Genomic DNA, 10224 nt, shown 5'->3' on the forward strand with positions numbered 1-10224 from the left:
AGCGTGCCTGCTTCGTCCCGCGGCGCCCGAGGCCCGCCCCCGCGCGCGCACCCCGACTCACCATTCGGCATAGCGCGTGCCGTCCTTTGCCGTGTCTTCGGACCCGCTATGCACGTCCCAAACTCCCTCGCCGTCGTCGCCGGACGGGGGTTCGACAAGCAGCCAGGTCTCCCCGCTCCCGGTGATCGGGTCGACCGGCACCTTGCGCAAGTAACGCTTGCTGACCAGCGTTTCGATGTTCTCGGGCCACTTGCCGGTATCCGCGTGGTACTTGTCGATCGCATCGCGCATGACTTCGAGCGACTGCCGCAGCGTCGCTTCGCGCGCGCGGTCGATGTGGTCGAAATAGCGCGGCGCGGCGATCGACAGCAGCGTCGCGATGATCGCCATGACGACGAGCAGCTCGATCAGCGTGAAAGCGCGCGACAACGCGTTGCGGTCGGTCCGGTCGCGACGGCGGCCGACCTTTTCCCGCCCGCATTTGCGGTCGGAATCGGCTGCAACGATGGCTGCGCGGCGATCGCTCATCGCGTCGCTCCTACCATTCCCGGTACGGCACGCCGTTCAGTCCGACGCGCGGCGACAGCGAATAGACATCGAACACGTCCTTGCCCTCGGACGGCTCGTCGGGCGGACTCGCATAGCTGCGCTTACCCCAGGTCTCCTCCGCGGGAACGCGCGGATCGGGATGGAACGGGTCGCGCGGCACGCGCCGCAGGAAGTAGATCTTGCTTCCGGCCGGATCGGTCACGTCGGGAACCCCATCCACGAGCGAGTCGAGATACGGCGGATACCCCGTCAGTCCGACCTTCTGCTCGATACGCTTCGCGTCGTAAGCCGTCTTGTACGCGTCGATTCCGGCGCGGATCTGCCGCAACGCGACGCGCAGGTCCGATTCGCGGCTGCGCTGCGCGGTGAGTTCGGCGAGCGGCAGCGCACCGGCCGCGAGAATACCGACGATCGCGACCGTCACGACGAGCTCGATCAACGTGAAGCCGCGGACGGTCATGATCTATTCGACGAGACGAATCGTGGCACCGACCGTCAGCGGAAGCACCTGGTCCTCCCCGTTGCCCCGCACCGCCACACTGCTGACGACGAGCGTAGCGGCGCCGCTCGCTTCGGGCTTCGCGCGCAGATTGACGGTCGCCTCCGCCTTGCCGTTCGCGATCTGCAGCGGCACCTGGATCGTTCCCGGCGTGCTCGTCTCGGCTTCGAGGCGGGCCGCGTCATAGACGAGAGTCGCCTCGCCGGCGTTGCCGTCACCCAAGCCTTCGAAGCGCAACGATACGGTGACCACATCGCCGCGGCGGACCGCGTCCGGGGCAACCAACGCGACGTCCGGCGCGCCCTCGCCCGGCTCCGGCGGCGCGGCTTCGGGAGACGACGTCATGTCGGGAGACGATCCGGCGTCGGGAGACGACCCCGGCTCGGGGGGTGGCGCCGCGCGGCGAGGCGGCTCCGGTTCCGGCTCCGGTTCCGGCTCCAGGTCGGGCACGGAGGAGGAGCCGATTGCCCCCCCGCGCGAGCCGCTCGCGGCACCGCGATCGTCGCCACGCAGGCCGAGGCTGCCGGGCGCGGTGGTGCCGAGCCGCAACGGCTCGGCACCGGCGCTGGTTTCGGTTCCCGCCGGAATGTCGGCGAGCAGCGCGACCGGAGGCAAGACGTTGCGCAGGATTCGCGGCGTGATCAGCAGCGCGATCTCGGTCTTGTTCTTGCTGTCGCGCTGCGCGGAGAAGAGTCGCCCGAGAATCGGCAGGTCGCCGAGCCCCGGCAGACGCTGCGCCGCCGACCGGTCCTCGTCGCTGATCAGGCCCGCGAGCACCTGCGTCTCGCCATTGCGCAGCCGCAGGGCCGTCGCCGCGCTGCGCGTGCCGATCTGGTATGCGAGCGAGCTCGCCGGACCTGGCACCTCGCGGACGATGCTGCTGACTTCGAGGTTCAACTTGATGCCCACCTCGTCATCGCGATAGACCGAAGGTTCGACTTCGAGCTTGAGGCCGACGTCGAGGTAAGCGACCGACGCCGACACGCCGACGTTCGCCGTCGAGGTCGTCGTGAACACCGGCAGCTTGTCGCCGATATGGATTTTCGCCTTGTCGCGGTTGCGCACCCGGATGCGCGGATTCGCCAGCGTGCTCGAGTCGCCGTCCTCGCTGCGCAGCCGCAGGATCGCGGCCGGGTTGCTGACGAAGGGCACGAGTCTGCCGGTGTCGCGCAGATTGACGTTGCCGTCGAGCAGTTTCCCGCCGAGCTCGGTCGTACCCGAGATGACGACGCCGTTGACGATCTGGCTCGGCGCCGGAATGTTCGGCGTCAGCAGGCCGTAGCCGATCTGATCCGGGAAGTCGATGCCGAGGTCGAGCAGCTTGTTGCGGCTCACCTCCAGCACTTCGAGCTCGAGCATGACCTCGGGCTCCGGCACGTCGAGCGTCGCGATCAGCCGCTCGGCCATGCGCACCGCCTCCGACGTGTCCTTCATGACGACGAGGTTGAGTTTCTCGTCGATGAAGATGTCGCGGCTCTTGACGAGCTGCTTGAGCATCGTTTGCGCGGACTTCGCGTCGGCGTTCGCGAGATAGAAGCTGCGCGTGACGAGGTCGACGTGCTCGCGCTGCTTCGCTGTCGTGGCCGGGTAGATCATCACCGAGTTCGCATTCAGCAGCTTGCGCTCGATGCCCTGCGTCGCCGTCAGCAGCCGCAGCACCTCGTCGACGGTGTTCTCGCGGACGAAGAGCGTGACGCGGCTGTCGGCGCGCACGTCCTTGTCGAAGACGAAGTTCAGGCCGCTCGCGCGCGACAGCGCTTCGAACACGACACGCAACGGTGCGTCGCGAAATTCGAGCGTCACCGGCTTGGCCATCGCCCCCTGCAGCGCCTCGGTCGCGGGCTTGCGCGTGCGTTCCGCGCGTTCGTCGAGCTCGCGCAGCATCTCGCGCGCAGCGCGATCACCGGGTGCCTCGGCGAGGACACCGCGTACAAGACGCAGCGCCGCGGTCGTGTCGCCCGATGCGAACGCCGCTCGTGCACGCGACAGCCGTTCGATGCGCCGACGGCCCCGCTCGATTTCCTCGAGACCGAGCCGGGCGCGCGGATGATCCGGCTCGATCCGCTGCACCTCGCGATATAGCAACAGCGCCTCGTCGAGGCGGCCGGCCTCGTGCGCACGTTCCGCGGCCGTCAGCCTTTCGAGGACGAGCCGGTCGCGCTGCCGGATGTAGAAGTTGCGCAGCTCCGCATTGCCGGGCTTCTCCTTCACTGTCTGCTCGAGCCGGGCGAGCGCGGCGACGGGATCGCCGGTCGCGAGATCGCGACGGCTGTGCTCGATCTCCGTGTTCGTCGCACACGCGCCGAGCATCAGGGCGACGACTCCGGGCGCGAGCGCACTTCGCAGCCACATCGCGACCATCTTCGCCGTCCGGGCGGGTTCCGATCCGATCGGGTCGGGCCAAGGGTCTGCGTCGGCGGGCGCGATGAGGGTATCCGGCTGATCGGGCGAAGTCGAAATCGACGGGGTCATGGGGTGCGGAGGGTAAGGGTCTGCTTGGTTTTGAGCGGCAAGTAGGTGAACTCGACGCCGGCGGGGGTGATGCGATCCAGGCGGTAGTTGCCTGCGACCTGCTCGCCGGCCCGCAGCATGTGGACCTGGCTGCCGTCGAGCAGGAAGACGGCCTTGCCGTGTTCGTCGTCGATCGCGCCGACGAGTCGGAACGGCAGCGGCGGCGCGACCGGGACCGGGGCGGCCGCGGACCGTACAGGCCGCGGCGGGGCGAAGCTGACGATGCGGACGACGTCCGGCAGGTCGGGCCAGGAGGAACGCGTGACGGAGAGCCGTTCGAGCCGGCTCGGAGCGTTCGCGCCGGCGCCCGTCGCGGAGCGCGCACCGCGAAGGGCCGAAGCGGGAACGGCCCGCTCGGCCGGCTGCACGACGGCGGCCGAATCGACTTCATCCTCCTCGCGTTGCGCGATCCACCAGCTCGCAGCGAGCGTCGCGACGAGCGCGACGGCGAGAACCGCCTGCCGCGCGTTCACAGTCGCCCCCGCAGGTAAAGCTGCAGCCGCAGCTCGGCCGCGACGGTGTCGGTGTCGGTTGCCGCGCGCTCGACGCTGAGCGATTCGAGCGCAACCTCCGGCATCTCGCGCAGCAAGTCCGCGAGCCATTCGTAGAGCGGACCGAATCCCCCTTCGACGGGGATGCTCAGCGTGACCTGCACCAGCGGCGTACCGGCCACTGTGGCGCTGCGGTAATCGGTGCGCTGCAGGTCTACGCCGTGCGCGCTCGCGTGTTCGTGCAAGCGACGCAGGCTCGCCGGCAATTCGGCCACGCGCGGAAAGCGGCCGTAAAACGCCTCAAGCCGCTCGCCATCGCTGACGACCGGTGCCGCGCGGTCCTCGCCCCGCAGCAGGCGTACTCGTTCGTCGGCGAGCTCGACCCGGCGCTCGTCGGTAGCGAGGCGACCGGCATAACCGACAACCGAAGCGAGAACGACCAACACGACGCCGACGATGCCCGGCCAACCGGCGCGCAGGACGGCCCGTCCCGCCCGTTCCCGGATCAGCGCTCCGCGGCCGTGTCCGGGCGCCGGGGAGCGGCGGCGCGAACGCGCTGCATCGGCGGAGCCGAGCCTCTCGCCGGCGTCGACGGGAACGACGCCGGCCGGAGGCGACGCACGGAAAGAATCGCGAAGCGCACGAAGACTCATCGCGCTGAATTCCACTTCGCGTTCGCGTTGAAACGCACCGTCTCCACCGGTCCGGCGCGCATCCATTCGTAGCTCGACAACTGCGCGTCGGCAATGCCTTCGGCCTCGTCGAGCCGCGCGAGGAAATCGAACACCGCGGACAACGAGCGCGCCTCGCCGACGACGCGCAGAGTCCCGCGCGGAGCGTCGCCATCGAAGCTGACCCACGTCGCCGCGTCGCTTTGGGCCGCGGCGATGCCGGCGAACATCGCGCCCCAGTCCGCGTTGAGCCTCGCGGCGACATCGAGGGCAGCCCTTGCCTCCTCGGCGCCGACCGCGCGTCCGCTCGACGACGGTTTCGGCGGCGGGCGCTGGATCTCCTGGCGCAGTCGCGCGACGATCGCCTCGCGCTCGGCAAGATCGAGCTGCGCCGCCCGGTACTTGAGCACCTCGAACCCGGCTGCAGTCAGCCCGACCGCGAGCAGAACCCAGCCGAGCCAGCCCGTCGCGCGTCGCGCTGGCGGGAAATCGAGATCGACGGCTAGCGGGACGCCGCGCATCAGTCCCATGCGTCATTTCCCAGCATGAAGGCGCGCCAGCCGGCCGGCGCGTCGAGCATCGGACCGAAGCAGTACAGAACGCCGCCCTCGCCGCCCAAGCGCCCGCGCATCGACGCCAGCATCACACCGACGGCGTTGTCACCCCCGGCGCCAAGCGGCTGACTGCGCAGCGCGTGCCACACCGCGTCGTGCCACATGCCGATCGTCAGGCGGCCATCGCGCTGCAGGCCGAGCGCGCCGAACCCATGCGCGACTCGGGGCCGCGCCCGGTTGTAGGCTGCGACGAATTCGCCGCTGAGGCCGGCGAGCCGCACGCGATGCCGTCGAGCCCACGCCGCGATGGCTTCGATGAGGGCAGCCGGCGCTGCGCACGCGAGCGCGGGAAATCCGCCGGCCGTCGGCTCGACCATGATCTGCCAGTCCGGTGCCGTGACGGCGTGCACCTCCCGGAAACGGTGTGCAACGAACGCGGCGCGCTCGGACCGCCCGCGAAGTCCGGACGGCCACTGGATCACGAGATAGCGGACCAGCGCATCGGCGAGCAGCACCTGGCAGCGACTGCCGCGGGGCACGAGCGCGTCCGGCACGGACGCGGCAAATGCGGCGTCGGCCTCCCCGTCGAAACCGACGCGCCGCCACTCCGCCCCGCCTACGACGGCGAGCGCGTCCGCTTCTACCAGCAGTCGCCGCGGCTCAGCCCAGAAGCGTGACACGGTTCACCTCCTCCAGCGTCGTCTCCCCAGCGGCCGCGACATCGAGCGCGGCGTCGCGCAGGCTGCGAAACCCCGCGCGCCGCGCCGCCTCCTTGACGCTGCGAATCGGTGCACGGGCGACGATGAGTTCGCGGATTTCGTCGTCGAGCAGCAAGACCTCGGCGATCGCGTGTCGCCCGCGGTAGCCCGTGCCGCGACACTGGCCGCAGCCGTGGCCGGCGCGGAAGCGATAGGCGCTCGCATCCGCGATGCGCGAATCCTCGATCAGCTGCGGATCGGGCACAACATCCTCGCTGCAATGGGGGCAGTTGATGCGCACGAGGCGCTGCGCGACGATGCCGTTGAGCGCGGCGACGAGGTTGTACGGGTCGATGCCCATGTGCATGAAGCGGCCCATCACGTCGAAGACGTTGTTCGCGTGCACGGTCGTGAATACCAGGTGTCCGGTCAGCGCCGCCTGCACCGCGATTTCGGCGGTCTCGCCGTCGCGAATCTCGCCGACCATGATCTTGTCGGGATCGTGCCGCAGGATCGAGCGCAGTCCGCGCGCGAAGCCGAGGCCCTTCTTCTCGTTGACCGGAATCTGCAGCACGCCCGGCAGCTGGTATTCGACCGGATCCTCGATCGTGACGATCTTGTCGACTCCGCGGTTCGTCTCCGCGAGCGTCGCGTACAGCGTCGTCGTCTTGCCCGATCCGGTGGGACCGGTCACGAGCAGCATGCCGTACGGTTCGCTCGCGAGGCGGCGGAGCGTCGCGCGCACCGCATCGTCGAAGCCCAGCGTCTCGAGCGTGAGCCCGCTCATCTCGCGACTCAGGTGCTCCTTGTCGAGGATCCGCAGCACCGCGTCCTCGCCGTGGATGCTCGGCATGATCGACACGCGGAAATCGATCTCGCGCCCGCCCGCGCGCACCTTGAAGCGGCCGTCCTGCGGCACACGCCGCTCGGCGATGTCGAGTTCGGCCATCACCTTGATGCGCGAGATCGCCTGCTCGGCAAGGTCCGCGCCCTGCACCGTGCCGAAGCGCGACAACACGCCGTCCAGGCGGTACTTGATGACGAGGCCGCCGGGCACCGATTCGAGGTGGATATCGCTCGCGGCCTGCTTGAGCGCGTCGTAGAGCGTCGAGTTCACGAGACGGACGACCGGGCTCGCGTCGGCGCTGATGCGCTTCAGCGACAGGTCCTCGACCCCCACGCCTGCGGTGTCCGCCTCACGCGACTCGATGAGTCCGGCCGCACGCCGCACCTCGTCCTCGTGCCGTGCGAGGCAGGCGGTGAGATCGTCGTGATCGGCGAGCACGAGCGCATAAGGCTCGGCGAGCCGGGCTCCGAGGCCGTCGAGCAGGTCGGCGTCGAAAGGATCGGCGACGACGACGAGGAGCTTCCCGTCCTCGTCGCGCAGCGCGACGCATTCGCGGCGCAGCGCCAGTTCGAACGAGATCGCCTCGAAATCGGGCGCGAGCGCCATCAACCGGCCGTGCCCGATCGCCGGCAAGCCGCTCGTCTGTGCAAGCCGCGCGAGGCGCAGCGCCGGATCCGGCTCGAGCTTCGCCAGGCCGTCGACGACGCGGGCATCGGCTGCCGCCACCGCGAGATCCGCGGATGAGAACGGCTGCGGGGCCAACCCGGCGGCGGATGGCTCGCTCATCCTATGCTCTCTGCAAGTTGGAAGATCGGCAGATACATTAGCACCACGATCAGGCCGATGGCGCAACCGATCAGCAGCATCAGCAGCGGGCCGAACAGCCTCGTGACCCATTCCATCTGCCGCGCCGTGTCCTCCTCGTGGAACTCTGCCGCGCGCGTCAGCATCTCGCCGAGGTTGCCCGCGCGCTCGCCGACTTCGAGCATCCGCAGCGCGACCGGCGTCGTCAGGCCCCGAGCCGCGAGCGTCGAGGAAAAACTGCGTCCTTCCCGGATCGACGCGATCGCCGCGGCAAGGCCGACGCGCAGCATCGGCGATAACAGGCCCGACACCATGCCGAGTGCGGTAACGACCGGTATGCCGCCCGACAACAGCATCCCCACCGTGCGATAGAAGCGCGCGAGCTGAAATACGCGCATGCGTTCGCCGACGAACGGCATGCGCCACAGGCGGCGACCGACCGCGACCCGCACGGCGGGGCTGCGCGCAAGCAACAGGCCGGCGGCAAGCGTCGCGAGCGCGACGAGTCCGAGCGCCATCGCATGCGCTTCGACGAACTGCCCCCAGTCGAGCAACAGTCGCGACATGAACGGCAGGTCGCTGCCGACGTCCTCGTAGATGTGCGAGAAGCGCGGCACGACGTAGCCGAGCAGGAACAGCACGACGAGTCCGCCGACGCCGACCAGCAGCAGCGGATAGATAAGCGCGCTGACGAGCTTGTCGCGCAGCCGGTTTTCCTCCTGCTGATGGGCGATGAAACGGGCGACAGCCTGGTCGAGGTCGCTGGTGCGCTCGGCCGCGCGGATCATCGCGACGTAGAGATCGGGAAACGCGTGCGGCGCCGCTTCGAGTGCGCTCGACAGGCTGCGTCCCTCGCGCAAAGCCTGCAGCACGTCCGCGAGCACGGCACGGACGGCGGGCCGGCTCTCCTTCTCCGCCAGCGCCGCGACCGCCTCGGCGAGCGAGATGCCCGCACGCAGCAGCGCGAGCAGCTCCTGGTTGAACAGCAGCAGCGGAAAACGGCTGCGCCCCGGACCGCGCACGAGCGACTTCAGCGTCAGGACGGACAGTCCGCGCGTCTGCGCGAGCGCGCGGACTTCGGCCTCGCTCCCAGCCTCGAGCTCGGTCTCGACGAGTGTCGCGTTCGGTCCGATCGCCTTGATGCGAAAGCGCATGGCTCACCAGTTGGTGACGTCTGCCGCTTCGCCTTCACCTCCGGGCTGCCCGTCCGGCCCATAGGAAAACAGGTCGAAATCCCCGTGCTCACCCGGCTGGCGGTACTGGTACGGCTTACCCCACGGATCTTCGGGAACGGCCTTGCGCAAGTAGGGCCCCGCCCAGCGTCCCTCGCCCGAGGGGGCCGTCATCAGCGCCGGCAACCCCTGCTCGGTCGTCGGGTAATGCCCGACATCGATACGGTACTGGTCCAGCGCCTTTTCGAGTGCGTCGATCTGCGCGCGGGCGGCCTTGACCTCGGATTTGCCGATCTGCGAGAAATAGCGCGGCCCCACATAGCCGGCGAGCAGACCGATGATGACCATCACGACCAGCAGTTCGAGCAAGGTGAAGCCGAACGAGAATTTCCGCTTGACGTCCGCGCGCCGCGCAACCATCTTAGATTTCGCCATAGAAGTCATGCGCAAACCTTAGCATGGAACCATGACAGCGATTCTTACATCACCGGCCACGCCCGTCTTGTCGACTGCCGCCCCTCGCGGGGCATATCGCGGGACCGATAAACAGTCGACGATCGAGCACCAGCGCGGCCCCGGCAAGCATCGAAATCGCCCGTCGTCGCGACTGCATCGCCGCGTGCACCGCGCTCTGCTCCGATCGGCCCTGCTCGTCGCCTGTCTGCCGTCGACGTCTCACGCCGACCAGCTCTTCGGCTTCACCGATGACCGCGGCGTATTCCATTTCAGCGATGCACCGAGTGATCCGCGACACGAGCCGCTGCTCGCCCCAGATCGGGCACGCGTGGTTCGCGCCGACCCCGGCAGCGTCCGGGCGACTCGAGCAGGGGCCGAGCTTGTGAAGCTGATCCACGACGCAGCCCGACGTGCGCGCGTCGATCCGGCGCTGATCGAAGCCGTCGCCTTGATCGAGAGCGGTTTCAACGAACGCGCGCGCTCACCGAAAGGCGCGCTTGGATTGATGCAGCTGATGCCCGCGACCGCGACGCGATTCGGGGTCACCGACCCGTTCGATCCGCGCCAGAACCTTCTCGGCGGCGCACGCTACCTGCGCGAGCTCATCGACCGCTTCGAAGCCCTTCCCCTCGCGTTGGCGGCCTACAACGCAGGAGAGGGCGCGGTCGGGCGATATAACAATTCGATCCCGCCCTACGCTGAGACGGTTAAATATGTGCCCGCCGTTCTGGGACAGTACAGCCGCATTCGTGCACCGGCCGAAGATCGCAAGGACGCTCTGCCGCGCGTCTTGGCCACATCGCGGTCGCAAGCGTCAGGAGTTCTTCTGGACTAGGAGTCTGCGCGGCAGAACTCCAGAGAGTGGGTTTTAGCAGAAGGATCGGCGAAGCGAGAGGTGCGGGAAGAGACTGCGGCCGTGGTTGAGTTGCTTTGCGACGGTGCTGCGCCCGTGCCGGACGGGAAGGGGGACAG

The 10224-nt window shown here is 68.8% G+C and carries 11 protein-coding genes; 1 reads left to right on the plus strand and 10 read right to left on the minus strand.

Annotation, left to right across the window (positions count from 1 at the left end; genetic code table 11):
- Positions 1–57: 57 nt before the first annotated feature.
- The 10 genes from ROZ37_RS18165 to gspG all read right to left on the minus strand — a co-directional run bounded on the left by ROZ37_RS18165 (position 58) and on the right by gspG (position 9231).
- A complete protein-coding gene (locus ROZ37_RS18165) occupies positions 58–528 on the minus strand; it encodes a prepilin-type N-terminal cleavage/methylation domain-containing protein (RefSeq protein WP_312661458.1) in 471 nt (156 codons plus the stop codon).
- Positions 529–538: 10 nt separating this feature from the next.
- Positions 539–1009: a type II secretion system protein gene (locus ROZ37_RS18170; protein WP_312661460.1), complete on the minus strand. Its 471-nt coding sequence runs from the start codon at positions 1007–1009 to the stop codon at positions 539–541.
- Positions 1010–1012: 3 nt separating this feature from the next.
- Complete coding sequence (locus ROZ37_RS18175; protein WP_312661462.1) at positions 1013–3400, minus strand: secretin N-terminal domain-containing protein; 2388 nt, start codon at positions 3398–3400, stop codon at positions 1013–1015.
- 116 nt (positions 3401–3516) lie between these two features.
- Entirely contained in the window at positions 3517–4032 is a 516-nt protein-coding gene (locus tag ROZ37_RS18180; protein ID WP_312661463.1) for a hypothetical protein, read from the minus strand.
- Positions 4029–4703 (minus strand): GspMb/PilO family protein, encoded by a 675-nt coding sequence (locus tag ROZ37_RS18185; RefSeq protein ID WP_312661465.1) that lies wholly within the window; start codon positions 4701–4703, stop codon positions 4029–4031. The genes ROZ37_RS18180 and ROZ37_RS18185 overlap by 4 nt, the downstream gene beginning before the upstream one ends.
- A complete protein-coding gene (locus ROZ37_RS18190; protein WP_312661467.1) occupies positions 4700–5251 on the minus strand; it encodes a hypothetical protein in 552 nt (183 codons plus the stop codon). Before ROZ37_RS18190 ends, ROZ37_RS18185 begins: the two co-directional genes overlap by 4 nt.
- Positions 5242–5955, minus strand: a complete 714-nt coding sequence (locus tag ROZ37_RS18195; protein ID WP_312661469.1) for a hypothetical protein — start codon at positions 5953–5955, stop codon at positions 5242–5244. The genes ROZ37_RS18190 and ROZ37_RS18195 overlap by 10 nt, the downstream gene beginning before the upstream one ends.
- On the minus strand, positions 5936–7606 hold the full coding sequence (locus tag ROZ37_RS18200; protein ID WP_312661470.1) for a GspE/PulE family protein: 1671 nt from the start codon (positions 7604–7606) through the stop codon (positions 5936–5938). The genes ROZ37_RS18195 and ROZ37_RS18200 overlap by 20 nt, the downstream gene beginning before the upstream one ends.
- Positions 7603–8778: a type II secretion system F family protein gene (locus ROZ37_RS18205; RefSeq protein ID WP_312661471.1), complete on the minus strand. Its 1176-nt coding sequence runs from the start codon at positions 8776–8778 to the stop codon at positions 7603–7605. The genes ROZ37_RS18200 and ROZ37_RS18205 overlap by 4 nt, the downstream gene beginning before the upstream one ends.
- A gap of 3 nt (positions 8779–8781) precedes the next feature.
- A complete protein-coding gene (gspG, locus tag ROZ37_RS18210) occupies positions 8782–9231 on the minus strand; it encodes a type II secretion system major pseudopilin GspG (protein WP_312661472.1) in 450 nt (149 codons plus the stop codon).
- 31 nt (positions 9232–9262) lie between these two features.
- Between gspG and ROZ37_RS18215 the strand changes: the two genes are divergently transcribed.
- Positions 9263–10087 carry a lytic transglycosylase domain-containing protein gene (locus ROZ37_RS18215; protein ID WP_312661473.1) on the plus strand — a complete coding sequence of 275 codons (825 nt, stop codon included), beginning with the start codon at positions 9263–9265 and terminating at the stop codon, positions 10085–10087.
- Positions 10088–10224 lie beyond the last annotated feature (137 nt).

It is taken from the genome of Aromatoleum sp. (genome assembly GCF_032027225.1).
GTDB lineage: Bacteria > Pseudomonadota > Gammaproteobacteria > Burkholderiales > Rhodocyclaceae > Aromatoleum.

Bases quoted from the DNA above. Each gene is read 5' to 3' on its own strand.
- ROZ37_RS18190 (WP_312661467.1), bottom strand. From the start codon at position 5,251: ATGGGACTGATGCGCGGCGTCCCGCTAGCCGTCGATCTCGATTTCCCG.
- gspG (WP_312661472.1), bottom strand. From the start codon at position 9,231: ATGGCGAAATCTAAGATGGTTGCGCGGCGCGCGGACGTCAAGCGGAAA.
- ROZ37_RS18205 (WP_312661471.1), bottom strand. From the start codon at position 8,778: ATGCGCTTTCGCATCAAGGCGATCGGACCGAACGCGACACTCGTCGAG.
- ROZ37_RS18185 (WP_312661465.1), bottom strand. From the start codon at position 4,703: ATGAGTCTTCGTGCGCTTCGCGATTCTTTCCGTGCGTCGCCTCCGGCC.
- ROZ37_RS18170 (WP_312661460.1), bottom strand. From the start codon at position 1,009: ATGACCGTCCGCGGCTTCACGTTGATCGAGCTCGTCGTGACGGTCGCG.
- ROZ37_RS18200 (WP_312661470.1), bottom strand. From the start codon at position 7,606: ATGAGCGAGCCATCCGCCGCCGGGTTGGCCCCGCAGCCGTTCTCATCC.
- ROZ37_RS18165 (WP_312661458.1), bottom strand. From the start codon at position 528: ATGAGCGATCGCCGCGCAGCCATCGTTGCAGCCGATTCCGACCGCAAA.
- ROZ37_RS18175 (WP_312661462.1), bottom strand. From the start codon at position 3,400: ATGTGGCTGCGAAGTGCGCTCGCGCCCGGAGTCGTCGCCCTGATGCTC.
- ROZ37_RS18215 (WP_312661473.1), top strand. From the start codon at position 9,263: ATGACAGCGATTCTTACATCACCGGCCACGCCCGTCTTGTCGACTGCC.